The organism is Dulcicalothrix desertica PCC 7102, assembly GCF_003991905.1.
Taxonomy (GTDB): Bacteria; Cyanobacteriota; Cyanobacteriia; order Cyanobacteriales; family Nostocaceae; genus Dulcicalothrix; species Dulcicalothrix desertica.
In genome coordinates, this window is record NZ_RSCL01000001.1 from 117523 (window position 1) to 136968 (window position 19446).

A 19446-nucleotide genomic window follows, 5' to 3' on the forward strand; every position below is an offset into this window, starting at 1 on the left:
TATATTACTTTTACTTATATAACTCAAGAAACCGGGTTTCTACCCATTCATTGTCGCAGACAAATCTTTATTTTTATTACAAGTTTTACTTATATAACTCAAGAAACCGGGTTTCTACCCAGAATCTTTATTTTTATTACAAGTTTTGACAAAGAAACCCGGTTTCTGATGCTTTATAATGATTATTGATAATACTTAACAAAAATTAATAATAAATTAACATTCGAGATTTGAAGTTACAGAGTAGGTATGACGAACCAAAAATCAAGTCAAACACAATTATTCGTAGTCGGGATTGGAGCATCTGCGGGGGGACTGCGTGCTTTGGAAGAGTTTTTGGAGAATATGCCCTTTTGTAGCGGCGCCGCGTTTGTGGTAATACAGCATTTATCGCCCGATTTTAAGAGCTTGATGAAGGAATTGCTGGAGCGTCGGACGCGAATGGCGATTTATCGGGTGACTGAAGGAATGATGTTAGAAGCAAATTCGATATATTTAATTCCACCAGGTAAGAATTTAGTGGTGGAAAATAATCAGTTACATTTGCTCGAGCAAGAAGACAGAAACCGTCACGGGTTAAATTTTCCGATTGATATATTTTTTGAGTCTTTGGCAAGAAACTGTGCGGAATACGCAGTTGGAATAATTTTGTCGGGAACGGGTAGTGATGGTAGCAACGGGTTAAGAGCAATAAATGAAGCTGGTGGGTTCGCAATGGCACAAGACCCCGCAACCGCTGAATTTGATGGAATGCCTCGTACTGCAATTGCTACGGGTGTTGTTGACCAAGTTCTTTCGGCGCCTGCTTTGGCTGCATTTGTGTATCAACTAATACGTTCATTCGTTGAAATACCAGTATCAAGCAGAAGCCAACTTCAACCGTTTGAATCGCATAAACTTCAATTAGTGGCGAATATTCTTGCTAAATATGAGCAAACAGACTTTTCACATTATAAAACGAGTACACTCACTCGCCGTATTCATCGCCGTTGTTTGATTAGTGGCTGTAATAATTTAGAAGAGTATATCAGCTTGTTAGAGGTTTCTTCAGAAGAACGCTCGATACTTCGTCATGATTTATTAATTAGTGTGACTCACTTTTTCCGTGACCCGGAAGCATGGAAGTATTTGGAGACATCGGTAATACCGCAGTTGATAGAGCGCATCTTACCTGGAGAGGAAATACGGTTTTGGGTGACAGCTTGTGCAACCGGTGAAGAAGCTTATTCGCTCGCGATATTGCTCGAAGAAGCGATGGAAAGAATGGATAAGCAAGTTCGAGTCAAGATTTTTGCTACAGATATAGACAAAGAAGCTTTAGATAAGGCAACAAACGGGGTTTATCCTGAAACAATTGCTAATGACGTTACATCCGAACGTTTGCAGCGCTACTTTATTCGTAGAGAACAATCTTACCAAGTTATTCGTAAATTGCGCGAGCGAGTGCTGTTTGCCCCTCACGATATAACGAAGGATGCGGGTTTTACGCGCATGAACATGATAACTTGCCGTAATGTCCTTATTTATATGCAGTCGGAATTACAACAGCAGGTTTTACGAAATTTACACTTTTCGCTATTGTCGCAAGGAGTATTATTCTTAGGGGAAGCTGAAACGCTCGGAAATATCGAAGAAGAGTTTAAACCACTAAGCAAGAAAAGTAAAATTTACCAAAAGCGACGTGAGGTACGTTTACCCATTCCTACTCTTAGAGTCGAAAAGATTTCTAGGAGCAATTTTTTACCTCAGTCAAAACCGCAACAAACCGCTGAAGCACGACTTGAGCCTATACTTAATGAAGCATTCAGCGTTTTTCTATCTGAACAAAATGCGACTTGCTTACTTGTAGACCGAGATTTTCAGCTTTTTCACATCTTTAATCATTCGCTCGAAATACTTCAATTTTCTACAGGTCGAGCTAGTACTGACGTTTCAAAGTTAGTTGTTCCGAGTTTGCAGCTAGCTTTGAGTACTGCATTGCATCGTGCTTCGCGGGAGCGGCGCCTAGTTGCCTACAGTGGAATAAAATTAGGGGAAGATGATAGTCGCGTTGTGACTTTGAAAGTTACATATCACGAAACGAACAAACTCGCGAGTGATTTTTTAATGGTCATAATTCAGGAGGATACAAGACCACAACCCACCGACAGCGAACGTTTTGAAGCAGACAACGAAGCATCGCAAAGAATAATGGAGTTAGAGTATGAGCTTCAGCAAACACGCGAAAATTTGCAAGCAGTTATTGAAGAGTTGGAGACAACCAACGAAGAACAGCAAGCAACGAACGAAGAGTTAATTGCCTCGAATGAAGAATTGCAAAGCACTAACGAGGAGTTACACTCTGTGAATGAAGAGCTTTATACTGTTAACGCGGAGTTTCAATCTAAAATCGAGGAATTAACCGAACTTAATAACGATATCGATAATTTACTACGTAGTACAGATATTGGTGTTGTTTTTCTAGATAGCTCGCTCAAAATTCGCAAGTTTACTCCTGCTGCTACCGTAGCTATTAATTTAGTTGAAGCTGATATTGGGCGCCCATTAGAGCATATCACCCATAATTTAAATTGCAGTGATTTACTCGCAAAACTACAACAAGTTATCGAAACTCAGCGACAAGTCGAGCAAGAAGTCAAAATTTCTAGAGCTGGGTCTAACTTTGGCTTTAACTTATTGATGCGTGCTAACCCTTACTTACAAGAAGATGGGCGCCTCGATGGTGTAGTACTAACGTTCGTTGATATCGATGAAATAAAACAAGTACAGCAAAAGCTGATTCAAGCAGAAGTAGCTTTGCGAGGGGTTAACGAAGAGCTAGAACAACGAGTTGCCGAACGTACAGCAGAACTAGCGCAAGCGAAAGAATCTGCTGAAGCTGCAAACCGTGCGAAAAGTGCTTTTATCGCTCATATTAGTCATGAACTTAGAACTCCTTTAAATGCAATTTTAGGATTTACACAAATACTGCAACGTGATACAGATATAAATTCAAGTTATCAAGAGCTTGAAATAATTCATCAGTCAGGACAACATTTACTGACACTTATTAATGATATTTTGTACTTAGCAAAAATCGAAGCTGGAAAACTTGAAATAGAAGTTAATGATTTTCATTTTCTGGCATTTCTCGATAATTTAATCGCGATGGTAAGATTACGCGCACAGCAAAAAGGTCTTGATTTTAAATATCAAGCGCTGTCACTGCTACCTGTGGTTATATGTAGCGATGAAACTCGGTTGCGTCAAGTTCTGTTGAATTTATTAAGCAATGCCATCAAATTTACAAACTTTGGGAGTGTATTATTTCAAGTTGGCTATGTCAAAGATTTTGAACCAGATTTTAAATCAAGCAATCAAACAAAAATTCGGTTTAAAATTACAGACACAGGTATTGGGATACCTAGCGATAAATTAATCGATATCTTTTTACCTTTTCAACAGTTGAATCAAAATAATTCTTCGCAAGAGGGTACAGGACTCGGTTTGACTATTAGTCAAAATATTGTCCAGCAAATGGGTGGAAAGATTCAAGTTACCAGTCTTCAAGGAACAGGAAGCGTATTTTGGTTTGATTTAGACTTACCAGAAAATTACAATGCTGTACGACAATTAGATAACGACCAAAAAATTATAGGTTATGAAGGCGCCATACGAAAGATTTTAGTCGTAGATGACAAAACCAATAACCGAACGTTTATTGTGAATTTTTTAGAACTATTAGGTTTTGATGTTAGTCAAGCTAGTGATGGGGGAGAAGCTATACAGCAAGCGAATGAAAATCAACCCGACTTAATTTTACTCGACTGGATAATGCCAGAAGTCAACGGTTTAGAAGTAACCCAAAGACTTCGACGGCAAGACATGAGCAAAAATATAGTTATAATTGCAACTTCTGCACTTCAGCTTCCTCTTGAACAAACTGCGTGTATCGAAGCAGGTTGCAACGCTTTCCTTCCTAAACCAGTACGTTTTTCAGAGTTATTATCTATATTAAAAGCTTATCTAAACCTGGAATGGATAACCTGTGAACCAGTACCCACACAAGACGAAGTTTCTAATGACTCAATTTCACCTTCTATCGTTCCACCCAGCACCGAAAACTTAAATCAACTCTACGACCTTGCAATACAAGGTGACATTCGAGGAATTTTAGAACAAGCCTCTATCTTAGAACAACTTGGCGCCCAATTTACACCATTCGTTCAGTCAGTGCGACAGCTAGCAGAAAACCTGCAAGTAAACCAACTTCAACACTTTCTACACCAATTCTTGGGCAACGGATTATAACGGATGTAACGGATGTTACAGATAAACCATCCGTTACATCCGTTTTATCCGTTGCCAAATATGCTGCATTACTCTAGAATGTCTCTCATCCTAACTTTTATCAAATTTATTTAAGATTTTATAACTTATGGCAATTATGTTTAATCACCTTAGATACAGGTAGAATATAAAAAGAAAGTTAAGAAATTGGTTTTATGCGGTACATTGATGGTAGAGGAATTTATCTGAAGCCAAACCGCTGAAGCTATTTGTACAACATAAGCGGAACGCAATTTAAGTAAGGTGAGGTTTCGCGATGGACTCGAACAATACCAATGTCAAGTCAAATGCTGACACAATTTTGATTGTGGATGACCATCCTAGTAATTTGCAGGTTTTGTTCGCGTTGCTAGAAAGTTATGGATTTCGAGTTTTAGCGGTACAAAACGGCGAAAATGCTTTAAAAATAGCAAACTCGATTCTTCCTGATTTAATCTTGTTAGATATTTTAATGCCGGGTATCGATGGTTTTGAGGTTTGTCGTTTATTGAAAGCGAAATCTGAGACTCAACATATTCCTGTAATCTTTTTGACGGCACTTTCTGAAACTGTCAACAAAGTTAAGGGTTTTGAGATGGGAGGAATTGATTATGTTACAAAACCAATTGAACATCGAGAACTTTTAGCACGTATTCAAACGCATTTGACCCTCAAAAAAATGAGCTTCTCGTTAGCATGTCAAAATGAGAAGTTACAGCAAGAAGTGTACGCACGTACACGAGTTGAGCGTCAACAAGCTTTAGTAGGGAAAATAACAGAAAAGATTCGCGATAGTTTAGATGAAACTCAAATATTGCAAACAGTTACAGAGGAGTTAGTCAAAGTTTTAAATACAGATAGTTGTCAGATAGAACTTTATGATGAAAAACTGACGATGGCAACTGTTGTATATGAGTATATTAAAGAAGATAGTAAAGAGGCGCCAAGAGAACACTTACGATATCATGGCAAAGTACGACAAGTTATAGAACCGATATATCAACAGCTATTAAAAAAAATTCCTTTACAATTTGTCAGTACTAGTCTAGATAGTAAGTATACTAAATTAGCTTGTCCAATTTTTGAAAATGGTGGCAGCAAAAGGTATTCTTGGTAATCTTTGGTTATTAAAACCTAGTGAAGCTGTATTTGAAGAGTTAGAGGTGCAACTAGTACAGCAAGTCGCGAGTCAATGTGCGATTGCGATACGTCAAGCTCGACTTTACGAAGCATCGCAACAACAAGTTAAAGAATTAGAAAAGCTTAACCGTCTTAAAGATGATTTTCTAAAAACTATTTCTCACGAGTTGCGGAGTCCAATGAGCAGTATGCAACTTGCGATGCAAACTTTAGAAAAGTTACTTCAATCTGACTATCCTCACTATAAATCTCCAAAATTTGCGCGCGTTTTAGAAATTTTTACTTCTTCTGCTCGGCGCCATAATAGATTAATCGAAAATTTACTGATGCTATGTTATTTAGATGTTAAATCAGAAGTGTTTACATCAGAGTTAATAAATTTACAAATCTTTATTCCCGAAATTATTCAATCATTTTCAGCGCGGATTCAACAACAGCAGCAACATTTATTAATAGACTTACCAGAACATTTACCGCTATTAAGTTCTCATGCTGCTTCTTTAGAACATATTGTAGTTGAGCTACTAACTAATGCGTGTAAATATACGGGACCAGGAGAGACTATTGGATTACAAGCTAGAGTTACCGACCAAGCTATAGAGTTAAGTGTGACAAATTCAGGTGTAGTAATTCCTGAAAAAGAACAACATCGTATTTTTGACCAGTTTTATCGTATTCCTGATAATGACCCTTGGCAACATGGTGGAACTGGGTTAGGGTTAACATTAGTAAAAAAAATGGTGGAAGTTATAGGCGCCTCTTTGGAATTAGAAAGCTATAAAGGGCAAACAAAGTTTACAATTAAATTACCTAACCACCATTGCACTCTATCATAATTTTAAAATTTTTTGAAATCGTTTATTGTGGCGTAGAGTTTCTAAGTCGGGGTCGGTTCTTGCTGCGGGTAAATATTTGTTAGGATTTATTGCAATTGCTTTGGCAATCCAATCGACAGCCAAACTTGTTTTGCCTTGACATGCATAACAATAACCTTTGTTATACATACCATTTACATGGTTGGGTTTTATTTCTAGCGAACGGTCAATGTTTTGATGTGCTTCTTGGTATTTACCGAGTTTGGTCAGAGCGTAACCTCGATTGTCCCAAGCTTCGTAGTTATTTGGGTCTACTTCTACAGATTTTTTGTAAGAATCTATTGCTTCCTTAGTTTTGCCTAGGCGCCGTAAAGTGATGCCGCGATTATACCAGGTTTTTGTATCATTGGGTTGTAGTTTTAATGCACGGTCGTAACAAGGTAATGCTTCTGCGTCATTTCCCATTTGACTTAACATATGTCCACGGTTTGCCCAACCTGGTGCATATGTGGCGTCAACTTCAATGGCTTTATCAAAACTTTTTAGTGCTTCTTGTGGTTCTCCCGAAACCATGAAACCACAACCACGATTAAACCATACTGCTGGGTCATCGGGTTGGATACTTATGGCTTGGTCGTAACTGCGAATACCTGCTTTAAAACGTTTTAAGTTGATTAATGCGTTGCCGCGATTTGTAAAAGCTTTGTAATAGCTAGGGTTAAATTCTATTGCTCGTTCATAAGCGTTTAAAGCTTCGGTATGGCGCCCTAATTCAAATAACGAGTTCCCTTTTGAATCCCAAGCTTCGTAGTCATAAGGATATAATATTAGTAGTTGCTCAAAACCTTGAATTGCTTCAAGATGTTTACCTAATTCAGCCAATATTAAACCGCGATTAAACCAGGCACGACGGTCTTTGGGGTTTAGTTCTAAAGCCCGATTAAAATTTTCTATTGACTCAGTGTGACGTTTGAGATGTCCTAATACTAAACCTCGACAACTCCAAGCATCGCTGTAGTTTGGGTCATGTGTGATAGCTGCATCTAGGGGTGCTATTGCCTTCTCGAATTCGCGTGCTTCTAGTAGACGGGCGCCTTCAGAGAGTAATTCTTGCGCTGTTAAATCGTGTTCCATAAGCATCAACTCTATTTAATGCTGTATAACTAATTATACTATTATTCTACACGGACGATTTATTGGAATTATTTAAGTGTTCTTGAATTTTATTTAAATGAGCTTTAAAAGTAATAAATCTACAACCTAGCTCTTGATATTGACTTCGTATTTGTGTTGAGCTATTCTTAAGCTCCCGTGATTGAGTAATAATTTTATTAGTAAGCTGATTATTAACTTGGCTCATTTTAATATTAAACTTTACTTTCTCTTTCAATTCTTGGGGTTCTTCTGATACGCCATAGATAATATTGAGTAACTTTTCCACTAACTCACTAGTACATTCAGAAGAATTCAACATTGTTTTAGCTATTGCTTTAGCCTCATCAAAACTCACCCCTGCCATCAGCGTCTTTGCTAATTCATCATTTATAACTTCTAACTCCTGATTTACCTCAAGCAATTGGTTTTCAAGATTATAGATATGTGAGTTTTGAGTCTCTATTAACTGGTGTAAAAATTCTATCTCCTCTCGTGCAGCTAATAATTCTTCATTACTTTCCTCATTTATTACTTCCTTGTCATTAATTTTACATTTTTTTATATTTTTATACATAAATTATTTTTCATGTAATCATGGTTACAAACTATTTTAATAAAAAACCCTTCTTTTGGGTACTTGACTACTCTGATTCGATATATATCTAATTTATTGTGTCTTGTAGCACAGGCATCTTGCCTGTGCAGGTTATCATCTGCTAGCACGTATTTAAAATACAACTACGGGAGAAAGCAATGTCCACCCCATCTCAACTAGAGAAATTCGGCAATCACCTGCTTATTGGTATTTCTGGCACCCAATTAAACGACGACGATAAAAAGTTACTCAGTACTGTGAAGCCCATAGGAATAGTATTTTACGGTAAAAACTTTGTGACTGGGCGCCCTTACGAAGTTTGGCTAGAAACATTTAAATCACTAAGCGCGCAAATTCGGGAATACGCAGAACGTGATGACATGTTTATGTCGCTTGACCATGAAGGTGGTCGTGTTCATCGTCCCCCAATGCCAATTACTCGTTTTCCCGAAGCGTATTTAGCTTCAAAAAATGCACTTAGTATTGCTGCATGTGCTGCTATCGAACTTAAATCGATGGGTATCAATGTTTCATGGGCGCCTGATGCTGATATTTATTCTAATCCAAATAATCCAATTATTGGCACACGTGCTTTTGGCACTACTCCCGAGTCTGCTAGCGTTGGCGCCATATCATATTTAGCTGGGCTGCGTGATGGAGGTATAATTGGTTGCGCGAAACATTTTCCTGGACATGGTGATACAAGTACCGATTCGCATTTAGAGTTACCTGTACTGCATTTAACCAAAGAAGAACTACAGGCACGCGAACTTTTACCTTTTCAAGCTTTAATTGGCGCCGAAGTTCCAATGGTAATGACGGCACATATTTTATTCCCTAAGATAGATGCGAATGTGCCAGCAACATTATCAAAAACAATATTAACAGGTATACTTCGCGAAGAATTGGGATTTAAAGGGGTAATAGTATCGGATGATTTAGATATGAAAGCCGTTGCGGATATGTACGCAAAACCAGGAACGGTAACACAAACATTTAACGCAGGCTGCGATTTACTAATGGTATCGCGCAATTTACCTTCATCCTCAATTGAAAGAACTATTGCCATAGCTCAAGATTTTGCTGACTCAATTAATAATGGTAGTCTTGATGAACAAATTGTCGAAACTGCGTTCAGACGAGTTGATAAACTTTTAGCTATGACTGGACAGTATGAAGCGCATTTGCTGAGTAAAGATGTTTTAAGGCGCCATGCTTCTTTAGTAATTGATTGTGTTTTTAGTGACTTGTAACATTTATCTTGTATCTTGTATCTTGTATCTTGTGGAGCGGGCATAGAAAGCCCGCCTCTATAAATACCACAGAGACACAGAGGTAACAGAGATGAGAGTTGCGTGAAGAAAGGCGCCTCTCGATAGAAAATAAAGTTGCTAAACTAGATTCAAATATCTTCTTTGAGAAATGAAATGTCTGTGGTACTAGATGCGGATTGTTTGGTTGGTTTGAGTGTTGATGAGTTGCGCGCGTTGGCAAATTTTAAATTGTCTACAGCAGAGCAAGGTCATTTGAATGATTTAATCGCTCGAAATGCGGAGTCGCAACTGTGTTCTGATGAGGTGATTGAATTAGACCGCTTGCTAGTGGATGCGGATTATTTAATGGTGATGAAAGCACGCGCTCGATATACGCTTAAGTGCCTAGATACGTATATTTTAACTCAATAATGGTTTATTAAAATCTTCTGACATTTCAATTAGACCTTTGGCACTTCCAAATTTCGGACGTGGTTCTTCTGGTGTAACAAGCACAATTTTAAGGTTTTGAGGTTTTGAAGCACTGAAGTGCTTATTACGACGAGGTTTTTTTCAGATGCCGTGGCTTTTTCCTATTACCCAGTGTCTTTTGAAGTATTTGGATAGGGATGTTTCTAGTAGTGATAAGCTGATGGGGCGCCCGTGGGGACATGTGCGGGGGTTACGGGTACGTTGCCATTGTTCGATTAAGGTTTGCATTTCTTCTATGGTTAAATGTGTACCGTTACGTATGGCACTGCGACATGCTACGGCAACTTGTGCTGCTTTTAGGTCTCCTCCTTGGCTAAGTTCGAGGATGGCTTGATGACAGTCAGAGCGCGCTTTGAGCATTGCGGGTACTGTGCGTACTGCCTGCATGTTTTCTCCGAAGGGTTCTATTTCTAGTCCTATGCGTTGTAGTTGTTCTACGTTTGCTTTCGATAGTTGATATAGAATTAATGGCGGTTCGATTGGAACTAGTTGCCAGTCATCACATATTTGTTCGTATAATACTCGTTCGTGGGCAATGTGTTGTTCTACTAGCCATACTCCACCAGGATGTTCAACAAGTATATACATGTTGTTGATTTGAGCTACGACTTTAAAATAGTGCTGAGTGCTGAGTTCTGAGTTCTGAGTGGGCAGTGTTTCTGGTAATGAGTTTATTGTATCCTTAGCCTCTGTTTCTGTTTTTGGTATTGTTTGAATTGAACGACTGGTACGATAGGTGTTTTGTTTTTCGGCTGTTGTAATAAGTTTACTAACTCGACTGGTTTGTACTGTTTCGTTTAATGTGTCGGAGTTTATACGCAGTGCTTGTTCGATGGCTTGATTTATTTGTTCTTGCCAGTAATGCAGGTTATTTAAATAAATTTCGCTTTTGGTGGGGTTGCGGTTCCAGTTGATGTGTTCGGGAGATATTGATAAGTGTAGTAAGCAAACTGGAAAGCGGTCACGTGGTAATGTTCGATGAAATGCTGAAAGTACTGTCTGTTCGAGTTCAGCTGCTTTAACCATGCGCTTATTAACTGCTAGTCTTACCCAGTCGGGACGATGACGGTGACATCTGTCGGGTAATCCAATCACTAAATATATGTTATCTCTACACGCATATGAAGCTAACTCTAAAGTTAATTCGTGTAAGTCTCCTTGCCGAACTCGATTTAATATTTGTGGTAATAATTTACCCATTGTTGCTGCTGGACTCGTATTTATCCAGAGACGGTCATTATGCCACACTTGCCATGTTACTTGCGGATGACATAAGGCTATTTGATGAATTGTTTCTTGTACTGCTTTGAGTTGCTGTGATGTATTTGGTAATCCTTGTCTACGTGCTTTACAATAACCAAATAAATTTGATACTGTCACAACTGTACCCGGCGCCATTGCGGTTGCTGCTATTTCGTGTGTTTCTCCACCGTTACTATATATAACTTTAAAACCACAGCTATTTATATCGGCGCCAATATAACAATTTGTTGGACGACTCATAATTTCTAGGTCTGCCAACATTGTTAAACTATGTAGCGCTTCTCCTCTAAACCCTAAACTGTGAATTTTCCACAAATCGGCGCCGTTATGTATTTTACTTGTACTGTGGGCGCTCGCTGCATACTGCAAATCTTCGTAGTTCATTCCGCAACCGTTATCAGCTACGCGAATTCGCCACTGCTCAGGATATAAATACACTACAATTCGCGTTGCACCTGCGTCGAGAGAATTTTCAACAAGCTCCCGAACTACAGCCGCAAACGAGTCAATTACTTCTCCTGCCGTAATCAGATGTACGACTTCTTGGGGTAAAGTTTGAATCGTGTTAGCCATAACATATAGTGTACGGCAAAAGTAAACCCCAATACAATTGTTTAATTTATTAAGTTTAGTTACAAATATAAATTTACATTTTGTTACTAAAAGCAATACCAAATTATTGAAATGAATAAAAATATTTATTAATTCTAAAAATCACTTATATAGCGGCAATTTCTTGATAAATTGCTGTTGGTAGTACAAGGAAAAATAAATACATGCTGAATCATCTCGTTGCTCACACTGATGCTCATGATTTAAGAGCGCGTTTAGAATGGGGACAACCCGGTCTGACAATTGTGGATGTTCGCGACCGTTTTACCTACAACCACGGTCACATTACAGGCGCCATGCCAATGCCTATTGATGACTTAGCATCGCGCGCGAAAGCTAGTTTACACCAAAAACGTGATATTTACGTTTACGGTGAAAACGACGAACAAACTGCTCATGCAGCACAATTACTCCGCGATGCTGGATTTATACACGTCTCTGAAATCATTGGTGGTTTGAGCGCTTGGCAAACTGCTGGTGGAGCAGTAGAAGGCGTATAATATTATTACATTTTCATTGGTAGTTGTTTTTTTGATGATGTCATGCTGAACGTAGTGAAGCATCTCATTACTATTGAAATTTTAAGATTCTTCGCTGCGCTCAGAATGACAAGTTTTTTACATCTTTTTTATGGTGTGGGTACCAATACTGGTGGAGTATTGAGTATTCCATTTAATAGCGATGCGGGACGTTGACCGTAGGGCCAAGCGAAAGCGTGTTTAAACGCAGCATCTTGACAAGCTTGTAGTTGTTGAAAATTAATGATGTCGTAGGTTAACAAATTCTCATACTCAAACGGTAAACGCACGTTATGTAGTCCTGCGTTATCCGTACAAATTGCTATATCTACTCCTGCTTCAAAACAACGGTCAAATACTGTTTTTAATTGACGAATATCTTCTAATGTACCCGTCTTAATATAAGTTGTCGGACAAACTTCTAAACATTGTCCACGCTGTGCTAGTTCAGGTAACAACTCAGGATGTAATAGAGGAACTTGAATCCCGTGTCCGATACGCATTAAACAAGGTAATAGTTCTGGATAACAACCTGCTGTTGTCTCATATAGATGTCCAGTAGTTTTGACTCCTAATGACAGTGCATAGTTATAAAGTTGTATCCACTCTTCTAACCTTTCTGCGTAGTAACTATCTCCTCCTGCTACATCTACCCCACATACGAAGTTTTTGTTTTCTGCTGCTAGGTCAACTATTGCTTTATTTACCTCATATGGTAAACGTGCGTGCATACACAATATTTGACTTGTGACAATGGGATACTCTGGTATTTGACTCGCTTTACCCACTACCTCAACTATTTCTCTCATTTTGTCAATTCGTTCTGATTGACTCAGGTGTTCGGGTGTGCGTAAATATGGAGTATAACGCAATTCTAAGTACGCCAGATTTTCAAATATGTAGGCGCCTCTCAATAAGCGATAAATAAAATAAGGGAGAGTTTCTACAGTTTGAACACTTTCAACTAATGTGTGTAATTCGAGATATTCATCCAGTGTATTACGAGGTTTTGTATAAAATTCTTCAAATGTTGAGTAATCATTAAAGCGGGATACCATATCCTCGGAATGACGCTGGAAATATCTCCATAGTACGCGAGGTACTACCGAACCTCCCAAATGCCGATGCAATTCCGCATATAATGCCATAATGCCACTTTTTAATATAAATTTTATTAATCTTAACAAGAACAAATGTAAAAAGTAATCTATACGCAGAATAATTTTTTATTTAGAGACTTACTGCACAGGCAAGATGCCTGTGCCACAAGAGCTTGTTAGCTGTGTTGGTAAAATGTGTGTGGAGGTGGTTTTAATTACAGGTAAATAGACTTTGAAGCAAGTACCTTCACCGACTTTGCTATGAACGTCAATGAACCCACCATGATTTTTGATGATGCTTTTTGTAGTCGAAAGTCCTAAACCAGTTCCTTTGCCAACTTCTTTGGTAGTGAAAAATGGTTCAAAGATATGCTCTAAATTAGATGCTGGTATCCCAATTCCTGTATCTGTAACTGTGATGATGACGAAATTAGTCTCGGTGTCGGCGCCGTTCAAATGTAAAGTTAATTTACCACCCTGTGGCATTGCATCTCGTGCGTTGACAACCAAGTTCATCAAGACTTGGTGTATTTGAGTGGTATTTCCCATTACACAGCCTAAATATGGAGATACACTGATTTGACAGGTAATAGATTTAGGAAATGTTTGGGTGATGAAAAGCTCGACATCGCTAAATACAGCTTTCAAGTCAATAAGAGTCTGTTTATCAACACCACGAGCAAATAATAATATCTGTTTAATTAGGTTTGCTCCACGTTTGACGTTGTTTTCTAGCGTCGTTAGCAAAGAGCTATATTCGTTGTTAGGCAATTTCATCCGTAATAACTGTGCTGACAAAAGAATTGGAGAAAGCACGTTATTCAAGTCATGAGCAATACCACCAGCATTTGAACCAATTGTGTCGAGACGTTGGAAACGTAACAGTGTAGAAAATAGTTGCTTTTCTTCGGTAATGTCACGTGTCACCGATAAATTCAAAAAACTCCCATCTTCGCAACTCAACGGAACTGCGTGTGTTTTCACCCAACGACGTGTCCCTTGAACGTTAATCTCAAATTCTAATGTTCCTGCGTTTCCTCTACATACACTTTCATGCAATGCTGCAAATGCGCGATAGTACTCACGCTCTACTCTTGTATCAACTCGTTTGCCAAGTAGCTCGTTTGCACTTAAAGCTTTCATCATTTTGATTCCATTCGCATTTATCTCCAATAGCGTTGTGTCGGGAGCAATTAACTCCACACACTCACTTGCATCCATTAACGCTTGTAAACGATTCTCACACGAAGCTAACTTTCGTTCTGTCACCTGTAAATGCATCTTTGCACTTCGCAGTAGCAAATAGAATAGTACTACTAACCCGACATTCCCAAATGTGGCAATCGAAAAAGTTGTTATTGTATGAACAAAGCTGATTTGCGAAGCTTTGATAACTGTTTGAAGCTTTTTAGACTCGTTTGCTTTGATTTTCTCAAACAATTGCTGAATATCACGAGTCAAAACCTCTGTTGATAACAATTCTTGATTTTTATTAGCGTTTATTTGACTTTCAAACAGATTAAAACTATTAGTAATTTTGTCTTGAAGTAAATTTATATACTTCTTATCATTTGCGTAGCTAAAGATGGTATCAAGCTGTTTAAGACTTGTATTCGTTTGCTCAACTCCAACGGTATAATCTGATAGATAACTTTGATTATTTGTAACTAAGTAAGTTTGAAAAGATATTTGAGTATTATTAAACTCCCAAAGCGTTCGTTCGAGTTGACTAATAACCTGTAAAGCTTGGTTTACTGAATGTTGATGATAAATGAGTTTAAATGTATTACTGTAATAAATTATGGCATTAATCACGACGACTGAAGCCGCTACCACAAAAACAGTCGTCAGTTTTTTCAGTCTAGACAACTTCTTCATGCGTCCCTTGATATCCAACAAGCGATGACCTTGACTGCTGATGTTCCCGGTTTAGGGAAAATAACAATAGCTACTTCTTTATGGCTTTTGCTGTATCAAGTTACTCAAAGTTTATAGAAACCGGGTTTCTTTTTGATATCTTGTAATAAAAACGACAACTTTACATAGAAACCCGGTTTCTTTGAATGGCGCCGAAGTTAGAAACCGGGTTTATTTTTGATATGTTGTAATAAAAAGAACAATTTTGCATAGAAACCGGGTTTCTTTAATTTTTTTGAAAGGTAATAACGGAGTCTTGACATAAGCAAAATTGCCTGCTAATAATAGTTGTTTGTGGAAACTTTAGAATAAGCAAAATATAGACACTTGGCTAACGTTATTGTCATAGGTGCCCAGTGGGGCGATGAAGGGAAGGGCAAGATAACTGATTTACTTAGTCGTTCCGCAGATGTAGTAGTACGTTACCAAGGGGGTGTCAACGCTGGACACACAATTGTAGTGAAGGGTCAAACCTTTAAACTGCATTTGATTCCCTCTGGTATTTTGTATCCAGACACAGAGTGCATAATTGGTTGTGGAACGGTGATTGACCCCAAGGTTCTCATCGGTGAACTCGATCAACTCGAAGAACTCGGAATTAATACAAATAATTTGTTGATTTCCGAGACCGCGCACGTCACAATGCCTTATCATCGATTGATTGATAATGCATCTGAAGAACAAAGAGGTAGTCACAAGATTGGCACTACTGGACGTGGTATTGGCCCGACTTACGCAGATAAATCGGAACGTACAGGTATCAGGATGTTAGACCTGATGGACCCAGTTGGACTGCGTAAACAGCTATCTTGGACGATTGCCCACAAAAACGTCATTCTCGAAAAGCTTTATAATATACCTCCGTTAGACCCCGAACAAGTAATTCAAGAATATTTGGGTTATGCCGAACGTTTACGGCAGTATGTTGTTGATACCTCTTTAAAAATATACGATTCAATTCGGCGCCGTCGTAATATCTTATTTGAAGGCGCCCAAGGTACTTTATTAGACTTAGACCACGGTACATATCCATTTGTAACATCTTCTAACCCCGTTGCAGGTGGCGCCTGTGTAGGTACAGGACTTGGGCCCACAATGATAGACCGGGTAATAGGTGTAGCAAAAGCTTATACCACACGAGTTGGTGAAGGTCCATTCCCTACCGAACTCGACGGTGAAATGGGAGAATTATTGTGTGCTAAAGGTGCAGAATTTGGTACCACCACTGGACGTAAACGACGTTGCGGTTGGTTTGATGCAGTAATTGGACGTTATGCTGTCCGAATTAATGGACTCGACTGTTTAGCTATTACCAAACTTGACGTTCTCGACGAACTCGACGAAATCAAAGTTTGTACAGCTTACGATATTGATGGAGAACGTAGCGACCATTTCCCATCAAGTTCTCGTAAATTCGCACGCTGCAACCCCATTTATAAAACCTTACCAGGTTGGAAAGTTTCAACTAGCGATTGCCGTTCCTGGTCTGAATTACCAAAACAAGCACAGGACTACCTTAAATACTTAGCCGAATTAATGGAAGTTCCTATCGCTATTGTCTCCCTTGGCGCCAGTCGCGACCAAACTATTATTCTCGAAGACCCTATCCACGGTCCCAAACGCGCATTATTACATGCCGATGGTACACCAGTTTCATTAATTAGCGCCTAATTGTAGAGACTGTACATGTACAGTCTGTGCAGGAGTTATGAGACTGTACATGTACAGTCTCTACAAATATTCTCTGCTACACTAAGATTTGCTGCGAAAACGAAAACAAGAAGTTTATTGATATGCCACTGACAGTTGAATGTAAGAAGCGACCCGAAGGTAGTAAACCAAATGCCTTACGTCGTTCAGGATTATTACCTGCTAATTTGTATGGTCACAACGGTAATGAATCTATATCGCTTGTGATTGACAGAAAAACCGTTGAAACGTTGCTTAGAAAAGCGCGTGTAAATGATACACCAATTGAACTCAAGATAACTGATGGGGAATGGGTTGGTAATACGGTGATTAAGGAAGTGCAAGCTCATCCTGCTAAAGGCACTTTGTATCATTTAAGCTTCTTTTCTCTTGGAAAAGGTTAAGAAAGATACTAAGTATCTGTATTTTCCGCTATTTGAAGTTTCTACGAAGCAATAATTAGACCAGGGTTAATGCCCTGGTTTTTTTGTTAAGCTGTCTAAGTTTGTAAAAACGCATCAATATATTATGTCTGATACTTCGCTTCCTGCTTTAATTCAGCAAATGCAACAACCTGGTTTCTATCCACATCCGTGTCAGGAACCTATACAACTAATTCAAACGCACTGTTCGTATGTTCTGTTAACTGGTGATTATGTATATAAGTTAAAAAAGCCTGTGGATTTTGGCTTTTTGAATTATTCTACTTTAGATTTACGGCGCCATTTTTGCCATGAGGAGTTGCGTCTTAACCAAAGAGGTGCTGCTGAATTATATTTGGAAGTTTTGCCTATTTATCAAAGCAACGAGCAATATCAATTCGGCGCCACAGGTGATGCTGTAGAATATGCCCTGAAGATGCGGCAGTTTCCTGATGATGGTTTATTTAGCACAATGTTCGAGTCAGGGAAAATAAACGAGTCGTATATTGAAGATTTGGGCAGGGTTGTTGCACGCTATCACGGTAAAACTGAGACATCGGACTATATTAGTAGTTTTGGAACTGTGCCAAAGGTTAGGGAAGCTTTCGACCAAAACTACGAACAGACTGTTAATTATATAGGTGGTCCCCAAACACAACAGCAGTTCGACGAAACCCAGCAATATACCAATAAGTTTTTTGCAGAACGCAATGAACTGTTTCAAAGTCGCATGAAGAATAACTTTATCCGTGAGTGTCATGGTGATTTGCACATGCGGAATATTTGTTTATGGCATAACCAAATTTTACTCTTTGATTGTATTGAGTTTAACGAACCGTTTCGTTTTGTTGATGTCATGTATGATGTCGCGTTTACTGTAATGGATTTGGAGGCGCGCGGACGTAAGGATTTAGCTAATATATTCTTAAATACTTATGTTGAACAAACGGGTGACTGGGAAGGTTTACAAATATTGCCTTTATATTTGAGTCGGCAAGCATATGTACGCGCTAAGGTCACTTCATTTTTACTCGATGATCCAGGTGTTCCTACTGCTGTAAAACAAGAGTCGGCAAAAACTGCGGCAGCATATTACACCCAAGCATGGGAATATACGCATTCTTCAACGGGACGATTGATTTTAATGTCGGGGGTGTCGGGGTCTGGAAAAAGTACGACCGCTCGTTATTTAGCTAAACAAATAGGCGCCATTCATTTACGTAGTGATGCAGTACGGAAGCATTTAGGGGGTGTGGAATTGTATGAACGTGGTAGCAGCGAATTATACACTCCAGAAATGACGGCGAAGACTTATGCTCGATTGGTAGATTTGGGTGTAATGCTAGCAAATCAAGGATTTGACGTGATTTTAGATGCCAAGTATGATAGAGTAAATTTACGTAGTGATGCGATAAATAAAGCAACTGAAAAAGGGATTTCACTACAGATAATACAGTGTACGGCGCCAGTAGAAGTGTTAAACGAACGGTTGAGTAACCGCAGTGGTGATATAGCGGATGCAACAGTTGATTTACTGTCATCACAGCTACAATCATCAGAAGCATTTACAGCAAGTGAAAAAAGTTATATAAAAATCTTGGACACAACTCAACCACTAGCGTCACAATTAGATGATGTAATTCGCCAATAGTATTTTCTCATGGCACCACAAAAAAATAATAATCCGGTACCTATTTCTCCGAACTTTTCTAACCAGCTTATATTTGGCTTGTTTTTGACGCTCGTGCTGTCAATGACAGGTTTGCCATATGCTTGGAGTATATTTTTAGGCATTTTGGGTGGTTTTGCAGTTGGTTGGATTAGCGAAACGAACAAAAGTGGACCTCAACAGTCTGATGTTGCGGCCTCAGAAGGTATCGACGCTGGGTTAAAATACTGGTTATTTTTCCTAGCTGGCTTTATGCTAGTAAGAATCTTTCCAGCACCCTTAAATATTTTGTTAAGTGGACTGGGTGGTTTTGGTGGTGGAACAATTATTGCTTGGTGGGGAAGTCGAGAAGCAACGCAAACTGAATTACCACCTGAGTTAACCGAAGACGAAAGTGCCGAACTACCTAAACAAACTTTTGGTCGTCATCGCAAAGAAACTCGTCGGTTCCGTCGTCCACGTGGCAGAATCAATTTTCGTTTTTGGGAATAAATTAAA

Annotated in this window: 15 protein-coding genes; 10 read left to right on the forward strand and 5 right to left on the reverse strand. The window is 38.9% G+C overall.

Annotation, left to right across the window (positions count from 1 at the left end; translation table 11 throughout):
• Positions 1-249: 249 nt before the first annotated feature.
• The 3 genes from DSM106972_RS00560 (at position 250) to DSM106972_RS00570 (ending at position 6284) form a co-directional block, all read left to right on the forward strand.
• Positions 250-4290, forward strand: coding sequence for a chemotaxis protein CheB (locus DSM106972_RS00560; protein ID WP_127077856.1), 4041 nt, complete (start codon positions 250-252; stop codon positions 4288-4290).
• Positions 4291-4585: 295 nt separating this feature from the next.
• Entirely contained in the window at positions 4586-5425 is an 840-nt protein-coding gene (locus tag DSM106972_RS00565; RefSeq protein ID WP_127077858.1) for a response regulator, read from the forward strand.
• On the forward strand, positions 5397-6284 hold the full coding sequence (locus DSM106972_RS00570) for a GAF domain-containing sensor histidine kinase (protein ID WP_127077860.1): 888 nt from the start codon (positions 5397-5399) through the stop codon (positions 6282-6284). Before DSM106972_RS00565 ends, DSM106972_RS00570 begins: the two co-directional genes overlap by 29 nt.
• Here DSM106972_RS00570 and DSM106972_RS00575 read toward each other — a convergent pair.
• Both DSM106972_RS00575 and DSM106972_RS00580 read right to left on the reverse strand, forming a co-directional pair.
• A complete protein-coding gene (locus DSM106972_RS00575) occupies positions 6279-7397 on the reverse strand; it encodes a tetratricopeptide repeat protein (protein ID WP_127077861.1) in 1119 nt (372 codons plus the stop codon). The genes DSM106972_RS00570 and DSM106972_RS00575 overlap by 6 nt on opposite strands.
• 46 nt (positions 7398-7443) lie before the next feature.
• Positions 7444-7992: a coiled-coil domain-containing protein gene (locus tag DSM106972_RS00580; RefSeq protein WP_127077863.1), complete on the reverse strand. Its 549-nt coding sequence runs from the start codon at positions 7990-7992 to the stop codon at positions 7444-7446.
• 179 nt (positions 7993-8171) lie between these two features.
• Here DSM106972_RS00580 and DSM106972_RS00585 point away from each other — a divergent pair, with 179 nt between their 5' ends.
• Both DSM106972_RS00585 and DSM106972_RS00590 read left to right on the forward strand, forming a co-directional pair.
• Complete coding sequence (locus tag DSM106972_RS00585) at positions 8172-9266, forward strand: glycoside hydrolase family 3 N-terminal domain-containing protein (RefSeq protein WP_127077865.1); 1095 nt, start codon at positions 8172-8174, stop codon at positions 9264-9266.
• Between the two features lie 174 nt (positions 9267-9440).
• Complete coding sequence (locus DSM106972_RS00590) at positions 9441-9698, forward strand: hypothetical protein (protein WP_186538559.1); 258 nt, start codon at positions 9441-9443, stop codon at positions 9696-9698.
• 141 nt (positions 9699-9839) lie between these two features.
• On the opposite strand, the gene mutL is transcribed toward DSM106972_RS00590, so the two are convergent.
• Entirely contained in the window at positions 9840-11594 is a 1755-nt protein-coding gene (gene mutL, locus DSM106972_RS00595; RefSeq protein WP_127077867.1) for a DNA mismatch repair endonuclease MutL, read from the reverse strand.
• Positions 11595-11797: 203 nt separating this feature from the next.
• Between mutL and DSM106972_RS00600 the strand changes: the two genes are divergently transcribed.
• Positions 11798-12133, forward strand: a complete 336-nt coding sequence (locus tag DSM106972_RS00600; protein WP_127077869.1) for a rhodanese-like domain-containing protein — start codon at positions 11798-11800, stop codon at positions 12131-12133.
• A gap of 128 nt (positions 12134-12261) precedes the next feature.
• Here DSM106972_RS00600 and DSM106972_RS00605 read toward each other — a convergent pair whose 3' ends face one another.
• Together DSM106972_RS00605 and DSM106972_RS00610 are read right to left on the reverse strand one after the other, a co-directional pair.
• Entirely contained in the window at positions 12262-13299 is a 1038-nt protein-coding gene (locus DSM106972_RS00605; protein ID WP_127077871.1) for an adenosine deaminase, read from the reverse strand.
• A 90-nt stretch (positions 13300-13389) separates the two neighbouring features.
• Complete coding sequence (locus DSM106972_RS00610; protein WP_127077873.1) at positions 13390-15129, reverse strand: ATP-binding protein; 1740 nt, start codon at positions 15127-15129, stop codon at positions 13390-13392.
• 366 nt (positions 15130-15495) lie between these two features.
• Between DSM106972_RS00610 and DSM106972_RS00615 the strand changes: the two genes are divergently transcribed.
• The 4 genes from DSM106972_RS00615 (at position 15496) to DSM106972_RS00630 (ending at position 19440) form a co-directional block, all read left to right on the forward strand.
• Positions 15496-16839 (forward strand): adenylosuccinate synthase, encoded by a 1344-nt coding sequence (locus DSM106972_RS00615; RefSeq protein ID WP_019493428.1) that lies wholly within the window; start codon positions 15496-15498, stop codon positions 16837-16839.
• 122 nt (positions 16840-16961) lie between these two features.
• Complete coding sequence (gene rplY, locus DSM106972_RS00620; RefSeq protein WP_127077875.1) at positions 16962-17261, forward strand: 50S ribosomal protein L25; 300 nt, start codon at positions 16962-16964, stop codon at positions 17259-17261.
• A gap of 124 nt (positions 17262-17385) precedes the next feature.
• On the forward strand, positions 17386-18930 hold the full coding sequence (locus tag DSM106972_RS00625; protein ID WP_127077877.1) for a bifunctional aminoglycoside phosphotransferase/ATP-binding protein: 1545 nt from the start codon (positions 17386-17388) through the stop codon (positions 18928-18930).
• 9 nt (positions 18931-18939) lie between these two features.
• Entirely contained in the window at positions 18940-19440 is a 501-nt protein-coding gene (locus DSM106972_RS00630; RefSeq protein WP_127077879.1) for a hypothetical protein, read from the forward strand.
• The last annotated feature ends 6 nt before the right edge of the window (positions 19441-19446 follow it).

Bases quoted from the DNA above. Each gene is read 5' to 3' on its own strand.
- DSM106972_RS00560 (WP_127077856.1), top strand. From the start codon at position 250: ATGACGAACCAAAAATCAAGTCAAACACAATTATTCGTAGTCGGGATT.
- DSM106972_RS00565 (WP_127077858.1), top strand. From the start codon at position 4,586: ATGGACTCGAACAATACCAATGTCAAGTCAAATGCTGACACAATTTTG.
- DSM106972_RS00570 (WP_127077860.1), top strand. From the start codon at position 5,397: ATGGTGGCAGCAAAAGGTATTCTTGGTAATCTTTGGTTATTAAAACCT.
- DSM106972_RS00575 (WP_127077861.1), bottom strand. From the start codon at position 7,397: ATGGAACACGATTTAACAGCGCAAGAATTACTCTCTGAAGGCGCCCGT.
- DSM106972_RS00580 (WP_127077863.1), bottom strand. From the start codon at position 7,992: ATGTATAAAAATATAAAAAAATGTAAAATTAATGACAAGGAAGTAATA.
- DSM106972_RS00585 (WP_127077865.1), top strand. From the start codon at position 8,172: ATGTCCACCCCATCTCAACTAGAGAAATTCGGCAATCACCTGCTTATT.
- DSM106972_RS00590 (WP_186538559.1), top strand. From the start codon at position 9,441: ATGTCTGTGGTACTAGATGCGGATTGTTTGGTTGGTTTGAGTGTTGAT.
- mutL (WP_127077867.1), bottom strand. From the start codon at position 11,594: ATGGCTAACACGATTCAAACTTTACCCCAAGAAGTCGTACATCTGATT.
- DSM106972_RS00600 (WP_127077869.1), top strand. From the start codon at position 11,798: ATGCTGAATCATCTCGTTGCTCACACTGATGCTCATGATTTAAGAGCG.
- DSM106972_RS00605 (WP_127077871.1), bottom strand. From the start codon at position 13,299: ATGGCATTATATGCGGAATTGCATCGGCATTTGGGAGGTTCGGTAGTA.
- DSM106972_RS00610 (WP_127077873.1), bottom strand. From the start codon at position 15,129: ATGAAGAAGTTGTCTAGACTGAAAAAACTGACGACTGTTTTTGTGGTA.
- rplY (WP_127077875.1), top strand. From the start codon at position 16,962: ATGCCACTGACAGTTGAATGTAAGAAGCGACCCGAAGGTAGTAAACCA.
- DSM106972_RS00625 (WP_127077877.1), top strand. From the start codon at position 17,386: ATGTCTGATACTTCGCTTCCTGCTTTAATTCAGCAAATGCAACAACCT.
- DSM106972_RS00630 (WP_127077879.1), top strand. From the start codon at position 18,940: ATGGCACCACAAAAAAATAATAATCCGGTACCTATTTCTCCGAACTTT.